The organism is Planomonospora antibiotica (assembly GCF_014647955.1).
GTDB lineage: Bacteria > Actinomycetota > Actinomycetes > Streptosporangiales > Streptosporangiaceae > Planomonospora > Planomonospora parontospora.
The window spans coordinates 1-21,803 of record NZ_BMQE01000070.1; the positions used below are offsets into that span (position 1 = coordinate 1).

Annotated in this window: 25 protein-coding genes; 15 read left to right on the forward strand and 10 right to left on the reverse strand. The window is 72.0% G+C overall.

Features of this window, described 5'->3' with window-relative positions:
- Window positions 1-266 precede the first annotated feature (266 nt).
- The 5 genes from IEZ06_RS33375 to IEZ06_RS33395 all read right to left on the reverse strand — a co-directional run bounded on the left by IEZ06_RS33375 (window position 267) and on the right by IEZ06_RS33395 (window position 6,436).
- A complete protein-coding gene (locus tag IEZ06_RS33375; RefSeq protein ID WP_189240660.1) occupies window positions 267-1,139 on the reverse strand; it encodes a hypothetical protein in 873 nt (290 codons plus the stop codon).
- A gap of 267 nt (window positions 1,140-1,406) precedes the next feature.
- Window positions 1,407-2,225 (reverse strand): hypothetical protein, encoded by an 819-nt coding sequence (locus IEZ06_RS33380; protein WP_189240661.1) that lies wholly within the window; start codon window positions 2,223-2,225, stop codon window positions 1,407-1,409.
- A 433-nt stretch (window positions 2,226-2,658) separates the two neighbouring features.
- Window positions 2,659-4,032 (reverse strand): replicative DNA helicase, encoded by a 1,374-nt coding sequence (gene dnaB, locus IEZ06_RS33385; RefSeq protein WP_189240662.1) that lies wholly within the window; start codon window positions 4,030-4,032, stop codon window positions 2,659-2,661.
- Window positions 4,029-5,171, reverse strand: a complete 1,143-nt coding sequence (locus IEZ06_RS33390) for a helix-turn-helix domain-containing protein (RefSeq protein ID WP_189240663.1) — start codon at window positions 5,169-5,171, stop codon at window positions 4,029-4,031. Before IEZ06_RS33390 ends, dnaB begins: the two co-directional genes overlap by 4 nt.
- Window positions 5,172-5,656: 485 nt before the next feature.
- Window positions 5,657-6,436, reverse strand: coding sequence for a GntR family transcriptional regulator (locus tag IEZ06_RS33395; protein ID WP_189240664.1), 780 nt, complete (start codon window positions 6,434-6,436; stop codon window positions 5,657-5,659).
- 229 nt (window positions 6,437-6,665) lie between these two features.
- Here IEZ06_RS33395 and IEZ06_RS33400 point away from each other — a divergent pair, with 229 nt between their 5' ends.
- From IEZ06_RS33400 to IEZ06_RS33460, 13 genes are all read left to right on the forward strand, one after another.
- Complete coding sequence (locus IEZ06_RS33400; RefSeq protein ID WP_189240665.1) at window positions 6,666-7,010, forward strand: hypothetical protein; 345 nt, start codon at window positions 6,666-6,668, stop codon at window positions 7,008-7,010.
- Window positions 7,010-7,228 carry a hypothetical protein gene (locus tag IEZ06_RS33405; RefSeq protein WP_189240666.1) on the forward strand — a complete coding sequence of 73 codons (219 nt, stop codon included), beginning with the start codon at window positions 7,010-7,012 and terminating at the stop codon, window positions 7,226-7,228. The genes IEZ06_RS33400 and IEZ06_RS33405 overlap by 1 nt, the downstream gene beginning before the upstream one ends.
- On the forward strand, window positions 7,228-7,545 hold the full coding sequence (locus IEZ06_RS33410; RefSeq protein ID WP_189240667.1) for a hypothetical protein: 318 nt from the start codon (window positions 7,228-7,230) through the stop codon (window positions 7,543-7,545). The genes IEZ06_RS33405 and IEZ06_RS33410 overlap by 1 nt, the downstream gene beginning before the upstream one ends.
- A 1-nt stretch (window position 7,546) precedes the next feature.
- Window positions 7,547-8,590, forward strand: a complete 1,044-nt coding sequence (locus IEZ06_RS33415; RefSeq protein WP_189240668.1) for a hypothetical protein — start codon at window positions 7,547-7,549, stop codon at window positions 8,588-8,590.
- A complete protein-coding gene (locus tag IEZ06_RS33420; protein WP_189240669.1) occupies window positions 8,587-8,790 on the forward strand; it encodes a hypothetical protein in 204 nt (67 codons plus the stop codon). The genes IEZ06_RS33415 and IEZ06_RS33420 overlap by 4 nt, the downstream gene beginning before the upstream one ends.
- Before the next feature lie 12 nt (window positions 8,791-8,802).
- Window positions 8,803-9,114 (forward strand): hypothetical protein, encoded by a 312-nt coding sequence (locus tag IEZ06_RS33425; protein ID WP_189240670.1) that lies wholly within the window; start codon window positions 8,803-8,805, stop codon window positions 9,112-9,114.
- Window positions 9,111-9,356, forward strand: coding sequence for a hypothetical protein (locus IEZ06_RS33430; RefSeq protein ID WP_189240671.1), 246 nt, complete (start codon window positions 9,111-9,113; stop codon window positions 9,354-9,356). The genes IEZ06_RS33425 and IEZ06_RS33430 overlap by 4 nt, the downstream gene beginning before the upstream one ends.
- On the forward strand, window positions 9,353-11,299 hold the full coding sequence (locus IEZ06_RS33435; RefSeq protein WP_189240672.1) for a hypothetical protein: 1,947 nt from the start codon (window positions 9,353-9,355) through the stop codon (window positions 11,297-11,299). The genes IEZ06_RS33430 and IEZ06_RS33435 overlap by 4 nt, the downstream gene beginning before the upstream one ends.
- Window positions 11,300-11,346: 47 nt before the next feature.
- On the forward strand, window positions 11,347-13,656 hold the full coding sequence (locus IEZ06_RS33440) for a hypothetical protein (RefSeq protein WP_189240673.1): 2,310 nt from the start codon (window positions 11,347-11,349) through the stop codon (window positions 13,654-13,656).
- Between the two features lie 280 nt (window positions 13,657-13,936).
- Entirely contained in the window at window positions 13,937-14,326 is a 390-nt protein-coding gene (locus IEZ06_RS33445) for a RapZ C-terminal domain-containing protein (RefSeq protein WP_189240674.1), read from the forward strand.
- Window positions 14,327-14,409: 83 nt separating this feature from the next.
- A complete protein-coding gene (locus tag IEZ06_RS33450) occupies window positions 14,410-14,562 on the forward strand; it encodes a hypothetical protein (protein WP_189240675.1) in 153 nt (50 codons plus the stop codon).
- Between the two features lie 21 nt (window positions 14,563-14,583).
- Window positions 14,584-14,727: a hypothetical protein gene (locus IEZ06_RS33455; RefSeq protein ID WP_189240676.1), complete on the forward strand. Its 144-nt coding sequence runs from the start codon at window positions 14,584-14,586 to the stop codon at window positions 14,725-14,727.
- Window positions 14,728-14,920: 193 nt separating this feature from the next.
- Window positions 14,921-15,373, forward strand: coding sequence for a transcriptional regulator (locus IEZ06_RS33460; RefSeq protein WP_189240677.1), 453 nt, complete (start codon window positions 14,921-14,923; stop codon window positions 15,371-15,373).
- Window positions 15,374-15,431: 58 nt separating this feature from the next.
- Here IEZ06_RS33460 and IEZ06_RS33465 read toward each other — a convergent pair whose 3' ends face one another.
- Together IEZ06_RS33465 and IEZ06_RS33470 are read right to left on the reverse strand one after the other, a co-directional pair.
- Window positions 15,432-15,827: a hypothetical protein gene (locus tag IEZ06_RS33465; protein ID WP_189240678.1), complete on the reverse strand. Its 396-nt coding sequence runs from the start codon at window positions 15,825-15,827 to the stop codon at window positions 15,432-15,434.
- Complete coding sequence (locus tag IEZ06_RS33470) at window positions 15,824-16,618, reverse strand: ParA family protein (protein ID WP_189240679.1); 795 nt, start codon at window positions 16,616-16,618, stop codon at window positions 15,824-15,826. Before IEZ06_RS33470 ends, IEZ06_RS33465 begins: the two co-directional genes overlap by 4 nt.
- Before the next feature lie 375 nt (window positions 16,619-16,993).
- Between IEZ06_RS33470 and IEZ06_RS33475 the strand changes: the two genes are divergently transcribed.
- A complete protein-coding gene (locus IEZ06_RS33475; RefSeq protein ID WP_189240680.1) occupies window positions 16,994-17,173 on the forward strand; it encodes a hypothetical protein in 180 nt (59 codons plus the stop codon).
- 181 nt (window positions 17,174-17,354) lie between these two features.
- Window positions 17,355-17,561, forward strand: coding sequence for a hypothetical protein (locus IEZ06_RS33480; protein WP_189240681.1), 207 nt, complete (start codon window positions 17,355-17,357; stop codon window positions 17,559-17,561).
- Between the two features lie 905 nt (window positions 17,562-18,466).
- Here IEZ06_RS33480 and IEZ06_RS33485 read toward each other — a convergent pair.
- The 3 genes from IEZ06_RS33485 to IEZ06_RS33495 all read right to left on the reverse strand — a co-directional run bounded on the left by IEZ06_RS33485 (window position 18,467) and on the right by IEZ06_RS33495 (window position 21,376).
- A complete protein-coding gene (locus IEZ06_RS33485) occupies window positions 18,467-18,991 on the reverse strand; it encodes a hypothetical protein (RefSeq protein WP_189240682.1) in 525 nt (174 codons plus the stop codon).
- Window positions 18,992-19,431: 440 nt separating this feature from the next.
- On the reverse strand, window positions 19,432-19,794 hold the full coding sequence (locus IEZ06_RS33490) for a hypothetical protein (RefSeq protein ID WP_189240683.1): 363 nt from the start codon (window positions 19,792-19,794) through the stop codon (window positions 19,432-19,434).
- A gap of 136 nt (window positions 19,795-19,930) precedes the next feature.
- Window positions 19,931-21,376: a pentapeptide repeat-containing protein gene (locus IEZ06_RS33495; RefSeq protein WP_189240684.1), complete on the reverse strand. Its 1,446-nt coding sequence runs from the start codon at window positions 21,374-21,376 to the stop codon at window positions 19,931-19,933.
- Window positions 21,377-21,803: the final 427 nt, after the last annotated feature.

The window sequence follows — 21,803 nt, forward strand, 5'->3', positions numbered from 1 at the left end:
GTCAGCCCAGCTCACAGCCCATATTCGAGCCTCCAGGCCGCTGAATTACGCGGAACGCGGGCTTGACGGCACGGGACACGCAGTTCCGGTCTGTATAGGGTGGGCAGTAAAGATGAGACCCCAGCCGGTCTCCCTGGCAAGAGCGTCCGGCTGAGGCCTACCTGGGACGGCTCCCCTAGAGGGGGCCGTTCTCCTTCACGGCCTGCATCGCCAGCCACAGGGTCTGACTGATGCCGTGAATCGCGACGACGATCATGTTGGTGCGGTCAACCGGCTTGCGGTGACGCGGCTGTCGACGGTTCCGACTGCTCAATGTTGTTTCCCACCTCCTTCCCGCCTGCGGGGACGGCGTTCGGCCGGCCCGTGCTACCGCCCTTGCTGGGTGCATGGCGGAAAGGGTGCGCGAGCTTGTACTGGTGCGTCTTGGTGTAGCCCAGGGGTGCGGCCGGGGCTTTGACGATGCGCTCGCGAAACTCGGCAAGCTGGTGGGTGAGGAGCTCTTTGTAGCCGCGCTCGGCCGTGTCGGCCGACCACCCGTACCAGGCGGGGTAGCGTTCGGAGGCCAGGCCGAACCACGCGGGTTCGCACATCAGCACGAGGAGCATCGCCAGGCCGGGAAGCTTGAGCCGGGCGTCCAGTTCGTTAGTCCAGAACTCGTGGGGCAGCTGAATGTGCGCGTCCTTGTTGCCCAGGCCGGGGCGGGTGTAGGGCTGTCCGCTGCCGTCCTCCCGCAGGAGGGTCACGGCGGCTTCGGAGCGGCCGACCCGCTGGACCTGGATGAGGCGCCGGCCCTCCAGGCGATGAAGGATCTTGCTGACCGCGCCGAGGCTGGCGGCGTCGCTGGACGTGTTCTCCGTGGTGCCGAAGCAGCGGGCCCACACCCTGGAGTCCAGACGGGTGGTCCAACCGTCCGCGTTCTCCTTGCTGGTGACGGCGAGGATGAAGAGGTAGGCGAGGAGCCCGCGGTGATCCCTGTTCTTCACGAAGGTCGACAACACGCTCGGGCGCACTTCCTCGCTGCGGGGCTTCTGGACGAAATCACGCCGCAGGGGGGTCGCCATGCGCTTCGCCCGCGTAAGGAAGTGGACGCGGGTGTCGTAGGGGGTGGCGATGGCAGGCTCGGCGGCGGCGTGTTTCATGGAGGAAAGCAAAGCGCATGCAGGCCTGTTCAGCAACCGAGGTTTGATACGTAGCGCACCGTTGTAGCGGGTCCTATGGCAGTTCCTGGCAGGCCAAAGTGGAAGCCCAGTGGAAGGCCTAGCTGGTAGAGCCAAGTGAGAGCGTGGCGCAGCTCGTGATCTTGCCCTGCAGCGGGGGTACAGGAATGCCTCCTGAGCGCCACGTCGCGCAAGTTGACTGCCGCTAGGTTCCGGGAACCTCGAATCCTGTTCTCTCTGCCGACGGGCTCAGCCCGCTGTCGCGACCTGGTCGGCGGGCACGGTCCGAGCCTCGCGCCGGACGTCGGCGGGCATCACCGCGTAGGCCTCCACCGTCGTGTCGGTCCAGCGCGCCTCCGCCACGATCGCCAGCTCCCCCTCCGCCAGGACCACGGTGCCGGGAGCCAGCGCCCCGTGCACGGCGGCCAGGACCGTGTCGAGCACCTGGCGGGCCCCCTCGGCACCGCGCAGCGCCGCACCCCGGCCCCACGGCGGCAGATGCGGCCGAAGCGCCTGCTGCCATGCCTCGACCGGCTCATGCAACACCAGCCGCGCGAACAGGTCGAGGTAGCCGAACGCGACGTCGACCGGGTGCGGGTCGCCGGCCTCGACGGCGGCCGCCACCGCTTCGGCCCGCTCGTGCTCCGTCGGCCACAGGGTCGGACCGCCCTTGTAGGCGGCGCGCAGGACCGCGGCCACCTCGCCCGGCCGGGCGGTGAACAGGCTCACCTCCCGCTGTCCGGCGCGGACTCGCGTCTCGGTGACCCGCAGGGCCAGGGCGTGGCCGCGCCGGGCCGGGTCGGCGGCCATCTGCACGTTCAGCAGCTGCTCGCGGGCCCGCTGCTCTGCGGCCTCGGCCGTCCACCGGTTGACCGTGTCGATGCTCACGCCGCCGAGTTCGGCGGTGCGCCGCACGGTGATCCCGGCGGCACGGGCGGCCAGGACCGCCACCCGCACCTGCTCGGTCGCGGCCGCCAGCTCCGCTTGTGCCCGGGTGCGCCGCTCGGCCTCCCCGGTGAGCAGGGCCGCGGCCCTGGCCTGCCGCTGTTCGCGTGTCAGCTCGCCCATGAGGTCCTTCCGCCGGGAGGTCGCCTGTACCGGCGCCATAGCCTGATGCACCGGCATCGTTACGTCATATCCCCAGTTCAGAGCGGGTGAGGGGTTCTCCTCGCGGGCGCGCGCATGCGTTGGGGTGTCTTAAAAGCCGGGAAACGCCCCTCGGGGAGGGCACGGCCCAGCTGTCCTCGACGATGCGTCTCGTCGCGAGATCATCCCGGACCGCCGGACAGGGGCGAGGGCTGAGAGCCCCGTAGACGGCCCGGACCAAGCTGGGGGCTGTCTGACACCAAGAGGTGGTCGATCGCCCGTCTGCGTGGCCCTCAGACCCCTGATCGGCCCCGCGCACGGTGATCGCGATCGTCCGTCCTCCCGTTGACAGGCCCGACCCGGTCACCGCCCTGGTGCGACGCGGTGACCTTAACGACGTAAAGGGCATCACCTGTTACGCCTGACGAGGCCGGGCCATGTCGACGGCACGGGCGTAATGGCCCTGGAAGGCCACGGCCACCGACCCGATGGGGCCGTTGCGGTTCTTGCCGACGATCAGCTCCAGTTCGCCGACGGTGCCGGCGGCCGGGTCGTCGTTGCGGTACAGCAGGATCACCACGTCGCCGTCCTGCTCCAGGGCGCCGCTCTCGCGAAGGTCGGAGATCTGCGGCCGTTTGTCGGCCCGCTGCTCCACCCCCCGGTTGAGCTGGGCGACGACGACCACCGGGATCGCGAACTCCTTGGCGATGAGCTTCAGCTCCCGGCTCATCTCGGCCACCTCGACCTGCCGGTTCTCCGCCGTCTTGCGCCCGGCCGTCTGCAGCGGCCGCATGAGCTGCAGGTAGTCGACCACCAGCAGCCGGGCCGGGCCGATGCCGGGGCGGGGGGCCATCTTGCGCAGCTGGGCGCGCAACCGCTCGACGGTGACGTTCGTGGTGTCGTCGATCACCAGGTGCGGCGCCTCGGCCAGACGCGCCGACACCTGCGCGACCTTGCTCCACTGCTCATCGCTCAGCGTGCCGTTGCTCAGGTCGGTCAGCGGGATGCGGCCCTCGGCGGACAGCAGCCGGTTGGCCAGCTCACCGCGGGACATCTCCAGCGACGCCAGGTAGACCGGCAGTCCGTGCTGCAGGGCGGCATGGCGGGCGATGTCCAGGGCGACGACGGACTTGCCGACCGACGGGCGGGCACCCACGATCACGAGCTGGCCGGCCCGCAGTCCGCCGAGGAGCGCAGTCAGGTCGCGGTACGGCAGCGGGACGCGGCTGGAGTCGTCGCCGCGTTCCAACTGGTCGATGTGCGCGGCCATCAGCTCGGCCAGGCCGATGACGTCGGAGCCCTCCTCGCGGCCGGACAGCTCGGCGATGGCCCGCTCCCGCACGGCGTCGGCATCCTCGGCGTCGCCGCCGTAGCCGTAGGCGACCAGGCGGGTGCCCTCCTCGATGATCTGCCGCAGGATCGCCTTGTCCTTGACGATCCGCGCGTAGTAGAGCGCGTTGGCGGCCGTGGGCACCACGGCGGTCAGCGTGTGCAGGTAGGTGCCGCCGCCGACGCGGGCCAGCTCGCCGCGCCGCTCCAGCTCATCCAGCACGGTCAGGACGTCCACGGCCTCGCCGCGAGCGTTCATCTCGACGATGACCGCCGCGATCGCCCGGTGGCCGGGCCGGTAGAAGTCCTCCGGCCGGATGATCGCCGCGACGTCGTCGATGCACCGGGCTCCGATGAGCATGGCGCCCAGGGCGGACTGCTCGGCCTCGATGCTATGCGGGGGGACCCGGCCGAAGTCGGCGTCGGCCAGAGCGGCGAGGTCGTCGACGGGCGCGCTCATGCTGCGGCTCCTGCCTGGTAGTAGTCGGGGCTGGCGGGGTTGCAGCGCGGGCACGGCACCAACAGCAGGCGGCCGCCCTCCCTGCGATCGAGGGTGCGGTCGACGGGATCGCACTCGGGATCGTCGCACTTGGGCGGCAGTCCGCCGGAGGTCTTGTCCGCGGCCGCGGGCGTCGGTGCTGGCGGGGCGGGCAGGTTCGCCAGGCGCGAGGACCACACGGCGTACAGCGAGCGCACGCCCTCGAGTTCGGCGGTCAGCTCCGCCCGCAGGTCCTTTGGGGTCCATCCGTCGGCCCACGCCGCCGCGACCAGGTCGGCCAGCGCCTGGCGGTGGGCGCGGTTCGGCGGCCGCCGCCACGGCAGCTCCAGCACCCACGCGGTCGCCTCGTCGACGTCGGCCCCACCCTCGTCGCTGCGAGGTCCAGGAGCGGTGCCCGAGCGCCCGCGCTCGGCGTCTTCACCGGCGCCGGGGTCGGGGTTGCCAGTGGGAGTGAAACCCTCCTCCTCCTCCCTCTCCGGTGTGGCCGGTGCGGCCGTTGCAGACCCGTGTGACGGAGGAGGAGGAGGAACATCTCTGGAGGGAAGAGGTACCGCCGCACCGGTGCGGCTACCCCTGGCCGCATCCGTGCGGCTACCCCTGGCCGCATCCGTGCGGCTACCCCTGGCCGCATCCGTGCGGCTACCCCTGGCCGCATCCGTGCGGCTACCTCCTCGCCCTTCGCGGGCCGCTCGGCGGGCGGCGGCGCGGGCCGCAGCACGCTCGTCCCACCGCTCGTGGTCGAGCAGCTCGTAGACGCTCGGCAGGTGGCTACGCGGGTTGTCAGGGTCGCGGCGCCGGTGCACCCGGATCAGGCCGCGCTCCTCCAGCCGCTTGGTGACTCGGTCGACGGTGTCGACGCTGCGGCCGATGCACCCGGCCAGCACGGCCCGGGTGGGCACGTCGTCGCCGTCGGGGTCGGGGTCACTGTCGCGGCCCTCGACGTCGACGAACGACGCCAGCGCGGCGTACAGGGCTTTCTCTACCGGGTCCACCGACCCGTCGCGGGCCAGTTCGGCGTCGAACTTGACCCAGTCCATCGCGGCCGGCCTGACCACGCGGGGGGTGATCCTGGCCTGGGTGTCGGTCTGCGGGTCGGTCATCGGGCACCCCCGCGCAGGGCCGCTCCGGTTGCTGCGTTCGCCATGGCTCGCTTCCCGTGAGAACTGGGAGGAGCAGGCCGTGCGCGGCCCGCCCCTCGCGGTCCGGGAGTGTGTAGCGAAGGACTGACGCTTGCGTCCTGCTCCGACCTGGGGCGATCGGCCGCGACGGCGCTGGCCGTACGGCTGCGCGGGCGATCGGGCAGCTCATCACGGGTGTGCGCCTGTAGCGCGACCGGCTGCAGGCATGCGGGTCCCGGATCAAATCCGGCGGCGGGCTGCGTTACCGTGGAGGTAGCGAGGGGAGACAAATGGACCTCTCTCGTGAGGCTCGTCCCGGTTGAGTTTGGCGACTGTGGCGGGGCGAGCAGCTTGTTGACCGGCGGTTCTGGTGTCGCAGCAGCGGATTCCAGAGCCGCCGGTTTTGTATTTGAGGGATGAGTCTGTCGGGTTGCGAGCTTTACGTCTTGGCGATCGACTATCGGCGGTCAGTCCGGGATCGGATACGTGAACGACCACAGGAAACGGCTGGCGGCATGCACGCCGCGGGCGTACTCGATCGGCCGGCCTTCACGTGTTCTGGTAGTGCGACGTACCTCGACAACCGGTTCCCCCGCGGGCAACTCCAGGAGGAGTGCCTCCTCCGTCGTCGGCATCCGGGCTGAGATGTCCTCGGTGATCTCGTACGGCTCAAGGCCGCGCTCGGAAAGGACCGCGAACCCGCCACCGCGGCCGGCGATCCCGGGCCGGGGATCCACGATGGCCGTGCCCTCGACGTCCTCCCGCCGGTAGTAGCTGTTCATCGTGTGGGTCGGGTGGTTATCGCGGGTCATGACCCGGGCGCGCTCGTAGACGGGGGCGCCGACCTCGATGCCCAAGGCGGCGGCAATCTCCTCGTCTGCCTCTGTCAGTGCAACGTCCTGCGTCTGTCCACCCTGCTGCTCAACGGTTTCGCCGTCGGGCCGGTCGTCAGCATGAACTGTGACGATCGTGTTCTGCCACTTGTGCCGGGCATAGCGGTCGGGCCCCAGGCGACGGATCGGGTGGGATTCCCTTACGTAGGTGCCGCTACCGGTCTTGACGACGATGAGTCCCTCTGCGGCGAGGATCGACAGAGCGCGGTTGGCGGTGTTCTGGGTGACGCCGTAGCGCCGGGCGAGCTCCCGGCCACTGGGCAGCTTCCATCCGGGCTGTAGCCGCCCGGAGGTGATGTCGGAGCGCAAGTCCTCGGCGATCCGGCGCGAAGGCGTAGGCCGGTTCTCGTTCATGGTCCTACCGTACATGCGCGCTCTCAAAGTGCACTACTTCACTTTGGTTAAGACAGTTGTGCGTTGCCTCTTGACCCCTGTTGAGAGCGCATCTACTTTCAGGTGAGTGAGTCATTTTGACTTACGTCAGTTCGAGAGAGTCGCACCTCCGAGCTGGCAAATGAGAGCGGCCTCGGTGCTGTCACACCGAGGCCGCGACACGGACCACACCCCTGGAAGGACTGGCCCGATGCGAACCATCGTCCCCCCGATCCCTCGCCCCCGCACCCCGCTCGACGACCTCGATCTGCGTCCCCTCGCCTACGCCCTCGCCCGGATGGAGCCCGCGCTGACGGTGCCAGCCCTCCCGGGTGAGGACGCGGCCGCCGCTGCGGCCCGCGAGGACGCCGCCCGCGACATCCTCGACGACCTGCTGGTCGAGGCCGCCGACGAGATCGCCGACGGCAACGTGGAGATCTGGCACTACCGCCTGGCCGCCGCCGAGCAACTGCTCGGCCTGGTGGACACGGAGCTGGCGGCCGCGCAGGAGACCGTCGACCGCCTGGCCGCCCTCGCGCAGGGGGAGGGTCACTGATGGAGTTCCTCGTCGTCCTCACCCTGGCCAAGGCGGTTCACAACGGCATGCGCCAGGCCACGATCACCCGGACCGTCACCGCCGCCCCCGGCTCGACCCGCGAAGGTCTGCTGTCCTGGGCGCTCAACGAGGCCGGTCCGGAGATGGCCGGCTCCAACATCGTGTTCTTCAGCGCGGAGCCCAACGCCCTGCCGACCAGCGTCCGGGCGGTGAAGTGATGCAGGACTACCTCTTCTCCAGCGCGGTGCGCGGTCTGCATGAGGACCTCCAGGAGATCGCGGCCGGGATCGGCAAGACCACCGAGGTCCGCGAGGACCTGACCGACGTCAGCAACGGCCTGGCCGACATCAAGACCGAGATCACCGACCTCACCGCGGCGGTGCGCGAGCTGACCCAGGTCATCGCCACCGCGCAGACCCGGCCGCGTGCCGCTGGGCGGGCGCAGGTCATCCGCGCGGCCCTGGTGGCGCCCCTGATGGCGGTCTGCCTCACCGCGGCCCTGGTCCTGGCCATGGCCGCCGCGGGGGTGATCTGAGATGAGCATCACGCCCCCGGCGTCGGCGCCGACGCCCGACCCGGACGAGGTCGCCCGCGGCCTGGCGGAGATCGAGCGCTACACCGCGGCCCACAACCCGGTCCTGCTGGCTCCGGTCCCGGCTGTCGTCTCCCCCGAGGACGACGACCAGGACGACGAGCGCGAGGACGACCAGGAGGACGGCGAGACCGACCGGGTCCGCGCGCTGCGCGCGAAGGTCGCCGAGGCCCACCGCCTGGTCGAGCTGCAGGCCGACGACGCGCCGCTGCTGGTCGACACGACCAAGGTCCGCAAGCGCCGCCGGCGCGTGGCCGAGGCCGCCCGGCTGTACGCCCTGAGTCAGGATCCGACCGCGCTGGCCTGGCAGGACGCCCGGGTGCGCCGGATCACCACGGTCATGTCGATGTCGGCGGCCGTCATCGCCCTGGGCGTGTCCTCGATCGGCGTGCAGGCCTCCGTCGTCAAGGGCCTCGACCTCAACAAGGAGACCGACGCGTTCGGCTGGTGGGCGGCGTTCGGCGTGGAGCCGATCCTGTCGCTGCCGCTCCTGGCGGCCGTCGCTGTCCAGGCCTACGCCGCGATGCGTGGCCGGCCGATCGACCGCAAGAGCCCGGAGGGCAAGAAGCTCTTCAAGGCCGAGGCGCTGCTGCTTGGGCTGACGCTCGTGCTCAACTGCTGGCCCGCGATCAAGTGGGGCGGGTTCGATCTGCTGCCGCTGATCGTCCACTCGCTCGGGCCGCTCGGCGCGGTCACCGCGATCTGGCTCCTGCCGACGCTGTGGAAGATCCTTGGCGCACTCCCGGCGCCCGACCTTACTGGCCTTACGTACAGGGCAAACGCGGCCCCGCTGACCGTGCCGGACCCGCGCTCCGGTAAGGCCGGTAAGGCCGACGAGCTCGCTCCGCTGGTCGCTCAGGCGCGGTGCCTGATCGCCTCCGGGGAGCTGCCTCCGTACCCGTCCGCGAACCGCCTCCGTCAGGCCCTGAAATGCGGGATGGACGACGCCCGCGACGTCCGCGACGTGCTGAAAGGGGACGCACGATGACCCGCTCCCGTCTGGTGGCCCTGCTGGCCGCTCCACTGCTGGTCCTGTCGGCCTGCGGGTCGCCGGCCGATCCCGCCCCCGCTCCCGTCCCGGCCGTGCAGGACGCGCCGCTGCCGACCTGCGCCCCGCAGACCGCCTCCGACACGCCCCCGGAGCCGGTCATCGACGGCTCCTACGACCCGGCCGCCCACGACTGCTGAGGAGGAGGACCGATGCCCCGCAAGAAGACCACCAAGAAGGCGGCGGCCGCGCTCCGCCACCGACCGAAGGTCGTGCGCACCGCTGACGACGTCGGCGCGGTCTACCGGATGACCTGCACCTGCGGCACCACCGGCCGCGACTGGTACGCCCGGCCCCCGGCCAAGGAGGAGCTGGAGCGCCACATCGCCACGCTGCCCCGTGTCCCGGCGGGCCAGGAGTGCCGCGACCCCAAGCGGCACGACCGGCGCCACTGGGAGCCGTGCGGCCTGTGCGCGGGCCAAGAGGCCCTGTTCGACCTGGCGGACCTGGGGGTGGCCGGATGAGCCGCCCCCGCCGTAGCGAGTCCGGTATCCGCGCCCACCTGATCGGCGCCGTCATCGTCTCGGCGCTGGCCTGGTGGCTGCTGGCTCTGACCAGCCTGCCCGCCCTGGCGGCGGCATGGCTGGCCGGGGCGGTCGCCGGAATGGCGGCCGTGTCGGTGCTCGCGGCCGCCGGCCGCGCCGCCTCCTCCGTCCTGTCCCAGTCCGCTCCCCGGTCCCGCCGGAGCCCGCGAGGTGCCCGATGAGCAACACCGACGAGCCCATCACAGAGGTGGCCGAGAGCGCGTCCGCGCCTGTCGAGGCCGCGCCGATAGAGGGGACCGTGCTACCGGCGTCGACGCCGGTCCCGGCCCCCGAGCCGGTCGAGGCCGACGAGCCCGACGACGTCGACGAGGACGAGGACGACGAGCACCCGGAGGGCATCCCGGCGGCGCACCTGGCCGCCGGGGGCCTGTCGAGCGCGGCCGTGACGCTCGGGTCGCTGTACCAGCTGCTCGGGCTGCCCGGTCTGGTCGGCGGGGCGGTGCTGACCGGCGGCAGCGCCGTCGCCTACGTCCGCCACCGCTACCAGCGTCGTCAGCGCTCCACGTGGGGTGTGAGCTGGGAGGACGGCAAGGGTCGGCGTGGTCCTGGCCGCCGGGCAGGCTCCAGTTCGTCGGTGTTCGGCGGGGCGTTGCGCAGCGAGGGCCGCACCTCGCGCTCGGGTGGTCGATCCGCCGGCGGACTCGGGGGCGTGCTCGGTGGGCGGGCGGGCCGCTCGACCGCCAGCACGTCACGCTCGGGCGCTCTGGGCGGTCTGCTCGGTGGCCGGGGCACCCGCCCCTCGGGTGGCACCGAGCGTCCCGCCGGGCGAGGCCGCAGCGGCTCGGGCGGCTCGGTCCGGGAGCGCGCGGCCACCAGCTCGACGCGCGCGACCCGGTCGGCGACCGGCACGACGGCCACGGACAAGACCAAGGGCAAGAACGCCGCTGGCCCGAACTCCCCGATCCAGACGGTCCGGCACGCGGCCACCGCGACCGGCAAGGCCACCCGGGCGTTCGGCCGCCGCGCCCGTACGGCCGGTGCGGGCACCGCCCGCCTGTCCCGCGCCGGGGCGCAGCAGGTCAAGAAGGCCGCTGCCTGGGCCGATGAGAAGACCGGGCACCGGGCCGGGCGGGCCTACCAGGCGACCACGAAGGCCGCGCGCCGCGCCGCTCGCGCCACCGGGCGGGCCGCCGCCTCCCAGGCCCGCAAGGCCGGGGCTTGGGCCGACCGCAAGACCGGCGGCCGCGTCTCGACCGCGTGGAAGGCCGCCCGCACGACCAGCGAGGGCGAGCGCACGCGCTTCGGCGCCGCCCGCCGGCGGGCCGCCGCATCGCTGGGCGGCTGGCCGGGCGCGATGGCCGCGCCGCTGATCGCGCTGCTGGCCCTGGTGGTCGAGCGGTGGCGGGCCCACCGGCTCCGCAAGACCGAGAAGGCGGCCAAGGCCGCGGAGTCCTCTGCCGATGCCACCGAGAAGTCCGCTGAGACGCCGAAGGCGGAGACCACCACGACCAGCGCGGCCGCCACGACGGCGCAGGCCTGCGCCGAGGCCGCGGAGGAGACCACCTCCGTCGTCCACGGCGGCGAGGGCGAACCGCCCATCACCGCGACCGTCACCTGCCCCCGGTGCGGGAGCGCGCACGAGGTCACCGTGCCGGGCGGCGAGGCCAAGGCCGTCGTCACCTGCGGATGCGGCTATTCGATCACGTTCTTCCGCATCCCGGCCGACCGCCCCACCGAGCCCGCCCCGGCGGCCCCGACCGCTCACCGCCACCCCTACGCCCTCACCACCAACCGCACCTACGCAAGGAGGAACCCCATGGTGAACCCGCTGGTGTCGGCTGCCGCCGACCTCAACTCGGTGGCCGCCTCGCACGCGCCCGGCGACATGTGGGCCGTCACGCGCGAGATGGACCAGCTGTCGGAGATCCCGCTCAACGTGGCCATGGCGCTGCGCACCTACACGATGCGCCTGCAGTCCGGCGAGTACCCGATCAGCCCCGTGGTCGGCGAGGCCATGCACGAGCTGTACGCGCGCATGGCGCAGCTGGCGGCCGTCGCCGAGGACATCACCGCCCTGTACCGGCGCATCCACGCCCCCGACCTGGCCCGCGCGGAGGCACCGCGCAACAACGAGCACCTGTGGGACGTCGGCCGCAACGGCTGACCGCCCCCTGACCAGCCAGAACGCACGCTCAGAAGGAGAGGCCGACCGTGGGCACCCACACGAAGACCCGGACCCAGACCCAGCAGAAGACGGCCGTGGACTGGTCGCTGCGCCCGCGCGGGCCGGTTTCGGCGACGGTGCAGGGCTCCCTGGCCCTGGCCGCGCTGGCCACGGTCGGTGACGCGGTGGCCGTCTCGCCCGTGGTGGGCGGCGCGGCCACCGCGATCGGAGCGGCGGCCATGGTGGTGGCCGGCGCCCACCGCCAGCTCGGTCCCTCCGCCCTGATGTACCGGGTGGGCTGCTGGGTCGGCGGCGGCGCCTGGTGGACCTGGACGCTGATCGACACGCCGTGGACGCAGGGCGCGTGGGCGGCGCTCGGCATCGGCGCGGCGACCGCCGGAATCCTGGCCCCGCTGGGCCGGGCCACCAAGCCCCGCCGGTCCGCCGGCGGATCGGTCACGCCGGGCACCGCCCTGGTGCCGCGCGCTCACGCGGCGCTGGCCACCGAGTGGGAGGACCGCATCCGCCGCTGCTGCAACGGCCTGGCCGTGCGCATCGAGCAGGTGGAGGAGTGGCCGACCAAGACCGGCTACAGCCTCCTGGTCGTCCTGCCGCCGGGCGGAGTCACCGACGCCCGTCTCAAGCAGGCCTGCGAGGGCATGGCCAACGACGCGCGGCTGCCGCTGGGCTGCGGCGTGGAGGTCCTGCCGCCCCGGGCCGGGCAGCTGCGTGGCACGGTGTGGCTGGAGGTGGCCACCGTCGACCGGCTGGCCGCCGACATCGACCACCCCGGCGACTACAGCCCCCGCTCGGTCATCGACGGCATCACCATCGGCGAGTACCGCAACGGTCAGCCCATGCGGCTGAACATGCGCCAGCCCCGCACCATCGTGGTCGGCACCACCGGTTCGGCGAAGACCGGCACGCTGCACACCATCACTGCGGAGCTGGGCCGCTGCTTCGACAACCTGCCCTGGCACATGGACCTCAACGGCGGCGGCGTCGCCCAGGCGTGGGTGCGGCCGTGGATGGACGGCGAGGTCGACCGGCCCGCGATCGACTGGGCCGCCTCCTGCCCGGAGGAGGCGCTGCTGATGGCCGATGCGCAGGTGCGCATCCTGCTGGAGCGCAAGACCGCCTACGCCCAGCTGCGCGTCGACTCCGACACCGACCTGCTGCCGGTCTCCGCCTCCGTCCCGCAGGTCACGATCATCCTGGACGAGGGCGCCGAGGTCCTGGCCCCCGACGTGCGCGACCCCATCGAGCGCGGCATCCGCGACCGCATCGAGAAGATCGCCCGGCTCGGGCGGGCGGACGCCTGCCAGGTGGTGGTCTCGGCGCTGCGCTCGATCTCCTCGACCGTCTCCACCGACCTGCTGGCCCTGCTGCACAACCGGATCATCATGGCGGGCTGCGCCCAGAAGGAGGTCACCTACCTGTACGAGTCGGCCAACGGCGCCGACATCATGGAGCTGTCCGGCCCGGGCAGCGGCTTCGTGCGCATCCACGGCAACGAGGAAGTGCGCGCGTGGAAGGCCTGGCGGATGAAGCCGCAGCGCGACATCCGCCCCGCTTCGCTGGCCATGAGCCGCAACCGCACCGAGCTGGACGCGCCGTCCGTGGCGGCCGCCGGCGAGGCCTACCGAGGGCGGCACGAGCGGATGCGCTGGTGCTTCTCGACACCGGCCCAGCGCGCCCGCCTGCCCCGGCCGCGCCCGATCGAGCTGCCCGGCATCACCGACGACCGCGGCAACCCGGTGATCTGGGACCCGGCGCTGACCCACCCGGCCGAAGGGCAGGAGGGCCAGGGCGCCATGGTGGCGTCCCCGCGCCCGACGCCGTCCGCTCCGGCTGCCGGGCAGCGCCCGCACCTGACGGCCCTGCCCGGCGGCGCGACCGCGGACGCGAGCACCTGGGCCGACCCGATCGAGCTGGCCCGCCGTTCCCGGCCGCAGGTCGCTCCGGTCGCTGACGCCTCCCAGTGGGCCGACCCGCGGGAGATGCTGCGCGCCACCCAGGTACGCCCCGCCGCGCCGTCGACTCCGGCGGTCCCGGCCGTGCCCGCCGCCCCGGTGGCGCCGGTTCCGGAGATCCTGCGCCGTGCCCTGGCGGTCTTCGAGTCCATGCGCACCGAGCGGCTCCACTCCGAGGAACTGGCGGCCGCGCTCGGGCTGACCATGACCGAGCTGGCCGATCTGCTGCGCCCGCTGGAGGTCCGGCCGCTGCCGAACAAGTTCTCCCGGGGCGGCCAGGAGCGGCGCGGCTACGCGCGCGCGGCCCTGGAGACGGCTGCGGAGCGTATCACCCGGGGCGAGATCGAGGTGCCCGCCGACGTCGCCGCCTGGCCCGCCGCCTGACCATCGACTCCCCCGTGGGGGTCCCCCGGGGGAGGCCCACACCCCCCACCCTCCCCCGGGGGACCCCCACGGCCGCTGAACAGCAGAAACAAAGGGTTGGGGGGGTCGGGGGGGTGGTCCAGGACCCCGGGTTTCCGCCCCTGTGGAGCCCGCACAGGCCCTCTCCGGCAGACCCCCACGACCCCCACGACCCCCACACCCGCTCTCGCCGGCACCGCTCCCGCCCGGCGGACTATCCCGCTCCGACTGTCACCCACCGTCACCACAAGGAGGACCCCTGATGGGCAAGCGCACCCCCGCCGCGAAGATCACCTCGTTCGGCTACGGCCACGCCCCGGCACCCGAGGCCGACATCGTCATCGACGCCCGCCGCCGCTTCCGCGACCCGCACACCGACCCGGCCATGCGCGAGCTGACCGGCCTGGACCCCACGATCTACCGCCACGTCCTTGCCACCCCGGGCGTGCGGGCCGCGATCGGTCACACCGTCGCCCTGGTGCGCGAGCTGACCGCGACCGCCAGCGGCCCGGTCACCGTCGCGGTCGGCTGCACCGGCGGCCGCCACCGGGCCGTGGCCATGACCGAGGCCATCGCGGGCGACTTGTCGGCCGCGGGTCTGGTCGTCCGCCTGACCCACCGCGACGTGACCAAGCCGCTCATCCGGCGCTGAGGCGTTGCGGGTGCTCGCCCGGCCGGTGGTCGGGCGGGTGCCCGGAGCGGTCCAGCTCCCGACATTCACCACCAGGAGGACCGATGGGCCACAAGCGACCGACCTTCGTGGAGCGCAGCGACCGCGGCGACTGCTTCTCCGCGGGCTGCTCCCGCCGCCCCACCACCATGATCACGTTCAAGGGCGAGATGGTCTGGTCCTGCGCCAGCCACTCCAGCGCCGACGGCCGGTTCTGACCTCGGAAAGGACGCCCCGAGATGACCGAGACGATCGTCTGCGACTGCTGCGGCAACTACGCCACCGTCGACGCCCGCGACCAGGTCGTGCACTACGCCCACGGCGACGACCCCGCCGCCAGGCGCATCCGCCACGAGCTCGTCACCACCGCCCGCCGACGGTAGGCCCTGGACGGGCGCGTCCAGGCTGCACACCCGGACGCGCCCTCGATCACCCACCCGAACCAGCCGAGGACCGAGAAGGGATCACCACCATCATGGCCGAGCCCAGCAAGCGGATCTGGACCTGCCCCGGATGCGGCGCCCAGACCAGCGGCGCCCCCCGATGCCCGCGCCCGTCAGCCCCGGGATGCAAGCGATGACCGCCCACGCCGCCTTCGCCGCGACCTTCGCGGCGCTGTATGCCGCCCACACCTTCGGTGATCACTGGTGGGGCCAGACCCACCACCAGGCCCTGCACAAGGGCCTGCCGGGACGTGAGGGCCGCCGCCACTGCGCCGCTCACGTCCTGCAGCTCGCCGCCGTCAAGGCCGGGTTCCTGGCCGCACTGCTGGCCGTCACCGGCCTGCGCCTGGCCCCGCTCGCCGTGGCCGCCAGCCTCCTGCTCGACGGGATCAGCCACTACTGGGCCGACCGCCGAACCACCCTCGCCCGCTTGGCGAAGGCGACCGGCAAGGGCGACTTCTACCGGCTCGGTGCCCCGCGGCCCGGCCACAACGACGCGCCGCATCTCGGGACGGGCGCCTACGCCCTCGACCAGTCCTGGCATGTGGCGTGGCTGTTCGTCGCGGCCCTCATCATGGCGGCCTGACCGGCCCGCCGGTCCATCACCCGGGGCCGTCCCTCCACTGCGGAGGGACGGCCCTTCGCTATTGGTCGGCCTCCTGCTGCGCCGCGAGTTCGGCCAGCAGCGCCGCCCGAAGGCCGGCCGCAAGCGTAGGAGCTTGACGGCATCCTGCGGTCAGGATCGCCGCGAGCGCCTCGTGTTTGGTCGCCCGCCCGGCCGTGGCCGCCAGCAGCTGCTCCACAGCCGCGTCCAGATCCTCGGCGACCTGCGTCGGCAGGTAGTAAGTCCGGCGGGTCATCCCGGCTGGCTCGCCTCTGCGACGCTTCGGAGGCGTGTATGAGGTAGGTACACCTGTATCTGACGACGGTGTACTTGCCGGTGAGGCGTCACTGAACCGGCCGCCCAGGGTGGCCATGCGGGCGGCCTCGGTGCTCGCGGCGACCCCCTTGGGCGGGCCGATCTTCTTCGCCGGGGTCACGCCTGCCCTCCGTCCGCACTGTCGCCTGCCAGGACCTTGGCCAGCTGGCGGAACTCGGCGGCCGATGGCGACTCCGGCGCGTAGGCGACCACCGGCAGGCTCTCGCGCCAGGCCTCCCGAACCTCCTTCAGGTCGCGGATCTCTCCGAGCACGGCCAGCGGCATCTTGTGCAGATCTTCCAGGGCGGAGGTGACGATGCGGCCCTTGCGCCGGTCCAGCAGGTTGACGACCATCCCCACCACCTCGATCTCGATGCGCAGGTCGGATTGAGCGGATGCCACCTGTTCCAGCAGCAGGCGTAGCGCGCGGAACGTTGAGTCCTCGGCCTGGACCGGGATGAGGACGCGGCGGGAGGCCACCAACGCGTTGTCGGTGAGCGCCCCCAAGGAGGGCGGGCAGTCGATCAGGCACACGTCGTAGACGCCCAGGCCGGCCAAGCGCTCGGTGACCAGCTGCAGGCGCCACTCCATCCCACGGTGCTGGTAGAGCTGCCGTTCCAGCATGAACATCTCCACCGAGGTCGGCACGATGTCGATCCCGTCGCGCCAGGGAACCACCAGGGCGGCGACCGCCTCGGGAGTGACGGCGCCGGAGTCAGCGAGCAGCACGTCGTACAGGGCGGCCGGGCGGGTCGCCTCCGGCATGCCGCAGGCCTCGGTCAGGTGCCCCTGCGGGTCCAGGTCGATCATGACGACCCGGTATCCCAGTTCGGCCAGGGCCCCGGCGAGGTTCATGGTGGTGGCGGTCTTGCCGACCCCACCCTTCTGGTTGAGGACCGCGAGAGTGAACACCTCGGCACCGTATCGGCCCCACCTCGCATACACAGGTAGAACCCTCATACACCTGTAGAAGAGGCTTGTACATGCGTGTATGAGGTGTCTCATACACGACTCATACGACGAGGCGGCACATGCTTCTCGTGCCGCGCCGGGACTTCAGCCCGGGGCTTCGATGGACGGGGGGCGACGAAGGAGGTCCCCGGTCTCCGATCGCCCCGACCACCTACGGGGGGCGGCCACCCCCGGCGATCGTCACGGCCCCGGCCCGGTACGGCTGCGGGGAGGATCGGTACCGATGTTGGCGGTAGCCGACCCCCCGCCCGACCTTGATCATTCATTAATGCGTAGGTGTGAGGTTCGGGACCGGGAGGCGGGAGGATGGGCGGCATGTCGACGGAGTTGAAGCGGGTGGCCCTGATCGGTGGGCCGCTGGACGGTCGGGAGTTCTTCGTGGGGATCGCTTCGGAGGGCGCGTACGTGAGCGTGCCGGGGCGGCCTGGCGGGCTCTACGGATCGACGCCGGACGAGGATCCGGATGTCTGGGTCTACGGCGGGGCCAACGCCTGAGATTCCAAGGATCCGACCGGCGCTGAGGGGCGGACGGAGCGCGGGCGGCGCGGGCCGGGACCGGCCGCCAGGGCCGCACGCCCGGCCCGCGGCCGCCGAGCGCGACGGCCGCGCCGTCGGCGCGGCCGCTTGATCCCTATGAGAACAATTCGGCAGCCCACCGTTCGGCAAGGAGGACCTGGTGCCCGAGTGCCCGCGCTGCGATGCGCCCGTCACCGATCCGGACTGGGCACCGTACTGCTCCTCGCTGTGCCTGATCTCCCCCGAGGACCCGCCCCCGCCGTGGGTGCACGAGCACGTGATGGGCGCGGTCCGGGACGCGCTGCAGCGGCGCCGTGAGGAGATCGCCGAGCTGGAGCGGATGTGGCAGGCCGACCCGGGCGAGTAGCCCGCCCGATCCGCCGGCGGATTCTTTCGGCAACTCCTCCGCGGCCGCCACGGCGGCCGCCTTGAACCCGTGAAGAAAGTTCTCATCCGCCGATCGGGGGCCCGCGCTTCATAAGGTGCCCTTACGCACTAACTTGCACCGGAAAACGGACACGCTCAGCGTTTCGTCCGGGACGATACTCGGTGCGCAATCCGGCCGCCGCCGACCGTGCGCAGGGCGCGCTTATCCCGCTCGTGCGCCCGGCGAAATCCCCCGCCGTGCGGCCTCCAACGCAACGCCCCGCAGCGCCCCGGGCGACCCCGATCAGGAGTCCTGATCGCTCGTCTCATCGCCGCCCGATCAGTGCCGCCGATCGCCGTCGCGGCCGCGACAAAATGACACGCCTTCCGGGACACCCTTGCACCCCGTTACCTCACCGCGGCGGCCGCCACCGCGACCGCTCGCCACCTGGCCGGACGGGAAACCAAGGGGGGCGCGCCGCGCGCCCCAGTGCGCGCCCCCCTGCGCGCGGGGGTACGCGCCCCCTTTTCCCGGCCGCTCGATCAGCCCGGCCGAGCGCATATCTTGCGCCCGCTGTCCCGGTCGCCGGCGACTCGCTCGCCCCCTCGCCGAGCCCGCCGAGTCGGTAAGTCCGACTTATCTACCAACTTGCTCCGGAGAACGGGTCCGGCTTCCGTTTCGTCCGGGACGGAATCCGGGCGCGTAATTCCGCCGCCGCAACGCGTCGACGACGCACCGCGGACCGGCTCGGCGAGCGCCTGGACGACGCCGAGCGGGCCGCGCTCGACCGTCTCCGTCCCCTCGCCGAGCGCGGTGCGCCTCGCACGCCGGTAACTCCGGTTTATGTACTAACTTGCTCCGCGCCGAAGCACGGGAAATCTCCTCGCCGGTGACGCGCGGACGGCTCAACTTCTGCGCCGGGTGACCTCGTTTCGGAGGTAGTCCAGGCCGCCCGGGTAGGCGTCGCCGAGGTCCACCACGGCCTCCACGAGCGCGTTGTAGAGGCGGGCGTGGTGCCAGTGCTGGCGGCCGAGCTCGCCATCACGCAGCTGCTCGCCGAGCGCTTCGAGCAGAGCGATCCACGCGCGCGCCGACGTCGGCACGCCCGGTTCGGGGCTCGGTTTGGCGGGCTTGGGCGGCGCGGGCGGCTTGGGCCGCACCGTGACGGTGCGCGTCTCGGTGACCGTCTCGCGGATCAGCTCGCGCACCGGCTCGGTGCGCAGCACCCCGGCGGCGATGTCACGCTGCAGGCGCCGCTCCGCGCTGCGCACCTCCCAGGCCCGGTTGCGGCACGCCTTGGAGCAGTAGACGGCGGGCCGGCCGCGTCCGGAGTAGGGCACCATCTCCCGGCACCAGGCGCATGTGCGGCCGTCCAGGCTGTACGTCGCGCGGACGTAGACGGAGACGTTTTCCTCGTGGTCGGACGACATCGCGGACCTCTTTTCGTCCCGGACGCATCGGCGCGAAGGTGACGATGCCTTAGCACTGTAGTTGATCTTGTATTTCTATTTAGTTCACATATGTCCTATATATGCATATATGCATTAATTGTCTATTTAATTCATGTATTCTCTATTTTTCACTTATGTACCATTTGTAGTATTCATGTAGTTTTAGTTAATTTGTCTGGTTTATCTGTTCTGGCTTCTCTGTTCTCAGCTCTGCCGTCTGCTGCCCGCCGCGCCCCGCCGGAAGGGCGGCCAGCCGTCGGCGGTCCCGGCGGTCAAGCCCGCCGACCGAGCGAAGCGAGGGAGCGGGCTTGAGGGGCGGGCCGTGACGGCTACGCTCGCCCGCCCGGGGCGCGCCGGGGCAGACACGGCGACGCCCCGCCGTACGGCTCGCGCCGGGGCGGGGCGTGTCGGTGCGGGGGCTACCCGCAGGCCTTGGCCCACCGCTCGTGGGCGGTCTGGCGGGTGATGCCGACGGCGGCGCCGATGTCGGCCCAGGACCGGTCGTCGGCGCGGGCGGCGCGCACGGCCTCCTCCAGGCGCTCGGTGGCGGCCTTGGCGGCCGCGGCCGCCTCCTGAACGGCGCGCAGGGTGGCCGGGGTCAGGTGACCGGCCCACTGCTCCCGGATGGCCGCCGCGACGGCGTCGGGGGCGTCGTCGCCGTCCTTCGGGGCGGGGTAGGTCGGGTGGGAGGGGCCGACCCATCCGCAGTCGCAGCGCCCGCGCCATCCGCCGGGCAGCGGGTCGGCCCATCCCTCGTGCCCGTCGTCGCTCAGCCAGCCCATCGCCGTACCCCTTCCATGTCAGGGAACCCTGACAGTCAGCATGTCAGGGTTCCCTGACATGGTCAAGTCCCGGGAATAGGAATTCCCGCAAGTTGACCCTCTGGGAATCGGGTGAAACCGGGCATTGGGCCCGCCGTCAGCCGACCGCCTCCGGCGTCCCGGTCCCGTCCTCGCCGTCCGGCGCGGGGGCACCGCCCTCCGCGCCCGGCGCGGCCGGCTCCGGTTCCTCCTGCCGCCGCAGCAGCCCGGTCCCGTCCGGCTGCTCCGCGACCGTCCACCCTGGCGGCCAGACATGACCACGATCCGGCCGCAGCACTCGGGCGTCCTCACCGTCGAACGGGGCGGTCTCGGTGAAGGTCGCCCTGCCGAATAGGGCGGTCTCGGTGAAGGTTGCCCCGTCGAACAGGGCGATCCCGGTGAAGTCCACCCCGTCGAACCAGGCGTCCCTAGTGAAGACCGCCCCGTCGAACTGAGCGCTCTTGGTGAAGGTTGCCCCGTCGAACAGGGCGATCTCGGTGAAGGTTGCCCCGCCGAACCAGGCGTCCCTAGTGAAGGTCGCCCCGCCGAACCAGGCGGTCTTGGTGAAGGTCGCCCCGCCGAACAGGGCGGTCTTGGTGAAGGTCGCCCCGCCGAACAGGGCGGTCTCAGTGAAGACCGCCCTGCCGAACCAGGCGTCCCCGGTGAAGGTCGCCCCGCCGAACCCGGCTTTTGCCATGCGGCAGTCCTGGAAGTCGAGGTCGATGAGGGCGGCGCCGGCCAGGTCGAGACGCATGCCGTCCCAGAAGCGGACATCAGCCGGCTGGCCGCTGTCACGTTCTCCGGGGGCGCGTTCGTCACGCAGGTGATCGCCGAGGATGCGCTGGGCGGTCAGGCGGACCTGCCGCTCGCCTTCGGCGTCGTCGGTCTTGTCGGCGGCGGGTTGCTCGGGTAGCGGGGTCTCCTCGTTGCCGGGCGTGGGCGGATGCAGCCACCGGTCATTCGACGGGGGAGCCGACCGGGCGGGCGGAGCCTGGACCGGCTCCGGTGCCGGGACGGGTGGGGTGTAAGGCATGCGCAGGTAGGCGCAAATGACGTTGACGATGGTCTGGCGGTGGCCGGGGTTGTCCTGGGCCAGGCGCTCCAGCGCGTACAGACCGCCCAGGCGCACGGCGGCCTTGTCGTGGCCGAGCTGCTCGACGGCCTTGGTGTACAGCTCGGTGACCCGGCGCTCGGCGGCGTCGTGGCTGGTGTGGAGGGTGGCGATCTCCTGATGGCGCTGCCGCCGGAACGCCAGCATCAAGGTGATGGCCGCGCCGATGCCGGCCCCGGCGGCCAGGGCGGTGCGCAGGACCTCGCTGCGCACCTGGACGAGGGTGACCCCCGAAGGCAGCGGGGCGGCCGTCGACGCCGGGGCCGGGGTGGCCGCGGGCCCGCCGCCGGAGGAAGCGGAGGCGCCGGTGAGCAGCCACCAGGCCACCCCGAACACGGCGGCGCCGATGCCCAGCGCGACCGGGACGATCCACCAGCCGGCCGGGCGCGGCGGACGCAGATGCGGCGGAACCGCCGCGGCAGGAACCGGATCGGGGAAGGGAGAGCGGCGCATCCATGCAGGCAGACCCATACCGGCCATATCAGCGCGCGGAGGCGTCCCGCTCCCGTGCGATCCATAGATCGTTACCGACTCGGGGCCGGTCCCATCCGGGCGGCGCGGTCTACTCCCGGCGATCCTGAAAACTTTGGGAGTACTGGACCTATTTTCAATGTGGCCACCGCTGCGCTCCGGTTGGCTGCCATCCGCCTGCAGTACCGCGTTAACAGCGCACTCACACCCGCCAGCCCCGGCTCTGAGCCCCCGCAGACCCACCGCGGCCACGCGCCTCAGTAAGGCAAACGGCAGGGGCCGATGCGCTGACTATCGCTGTCCAACCGCGGCGCTCGCCACAGCAGCCGGTAAGCGGTCCCGCGCCTTGACCCGCGTTCCGCGTAATTCAGGGCCCCTAGAGGCTGGCACGACCTGAACGTGCTGGTCA

Coding starts and splice junctions, on each gene's coding strand:
- IEZ06_RS33495 (WP_189240684.1), bottom strand. CDS start 21,376: ATGCGCCGCTCTCCCTTCCCCGATCCGGTTCCTGCCGCGGCGGTTCCG.
- IEZ06_RS33455 (WP_189240676.1), top strand. CDS start 14,584: ATGACCGAGACGATCGTCTGCGACTGCTGCGGCAACTACGCCACCGTC.
- IEZ06_RS33490 (WP_189240683.1), bottom strand. CDS start 19,794: ATGGGCTGGCTGAGCGACGACGGGCACGAGGGATGGGCCGACCCGCTG.
- IEZ06_RS33420 (WP_189240669.1), top strand. CDS start 8,587: ATGACCCGCTCCCGTCTGGTGGCCCTGCTGGCCGCTCCACTGCTGGTC.
- IEZ06_RS33410 (WP_189240667.1), top strand. CDS start 7,228: ATGCAGGACTACCTCTTCTCCAGCGCGGTGCGCGGTCTGCATGAGGAC.
- IEZ06_RS33460 (WP_189240677.1), top strand. CDS start 14,921: ATGACCGCCCACGCCGCCTTCGCCGCGACCTTCGCGGCGCTGTATGCC.
- IEZ06_RS33445 (WP_189240674.1), top strand. CDS start 13,937: ATGGGCAAGCGCACCCCCGCCGCGAAGATCACCTCGTTCGGCTACGGC.
- IEZ06_RS33395 (WP_189240664.1), bottom strand. CDS start 6,436: ATGAACGAGAACCGGCCTACGCCTTCGCGCCGGATCGCCGAGGACTTG.
- IEZ06_RS33380 (WP_189240661.1), bottom strand. CDS start 2,225: ATGGGCGAGCTGACACGCGAACAGCGGCAGGCCAGGGCCGCGGCCCTG.
- IEZ06_RS33375 (WP_189240660.1), bottom strand. CDS start 1,139: ATGAAACACGCCGCCGCCGAGCCTGCCATCGCCACCCCCTACGACACC.
- IEZ06_RS33475 (WP_189240680.1), top strand. CDS start 16,994: ATGTCGACGGAGTTGAAGCGGGTGGCCCTGATCGGTGGGCCGCTGGAC.
- IEZ06_RS33415 (WP_189240668.1), top strand. CDS start 7,547: ATGAGCATCACGCCCCCGGCGTCGGCGCCGACGCCCGACCCGGACGAG.
- IEZ06_RS33390 (WP_189240663.1), bottom strand. CDS start 5,171: ATGACCGACCCGCAGACCGACACCCAGGCCAGGATCACCCCCCGCGTG.
- IEZ06_RS33485 (WP_189240682.1), bottom strand. CDS start 18,991: ATGTCGTCCGACCACGAGGAAAACGTCTCCGTCTACGTCCGCGCGACG.
- IEZ06_RS33430 (WP_189240671.1), top strand. CDS start 9,111: ATGAGCCGCCCCCGCCGTAGCGAGTCCGGTATCCGCGCCCACCTGATC.
- IEZ06_RS33405 (WP_189240666.1), top strand. CDS start 7,010: ATGGAGTTCCTCGTCGTCCTCACCCTGGCCAAGGCGGTTCACAACGGC.
- IEZ06_RS33400 (WP_189240665.1), top strand. CDS start 6,666: ATGCGAACCATCGTCCCCCCGATCCCTCGCCCCCGCACCCCGCTCGAC.
- IEZ06_RS33435 (WP_189240672.1), top strand. CDS start 9,353: ATGAGCAACACCGACGAGCCCATCACAGAGGTGGCCGAGAGCGCGTCC.
- dnaB (WP_189240662.1), bottom strand. CDS start 4,032: ATGAGCGCGCCCGTCGACGACCTCGCCGCTCTGGCCGACGCCGACTTC.
- IEZ06_RS33425 (WP_189240670.1), top strand. CDS start 8,803: ATGCCCCGCAAGAAGACCACCAAGAAGGCGGCGGCCGCGCTCCGCCAC.
- IEZ06_RS33450 (WP_189240675.1), top strand. CDS start 14,410: ATGGGCCACAAGCGACCGACCTTCGTGGAGCGCAGCGACCGCGGCGAC.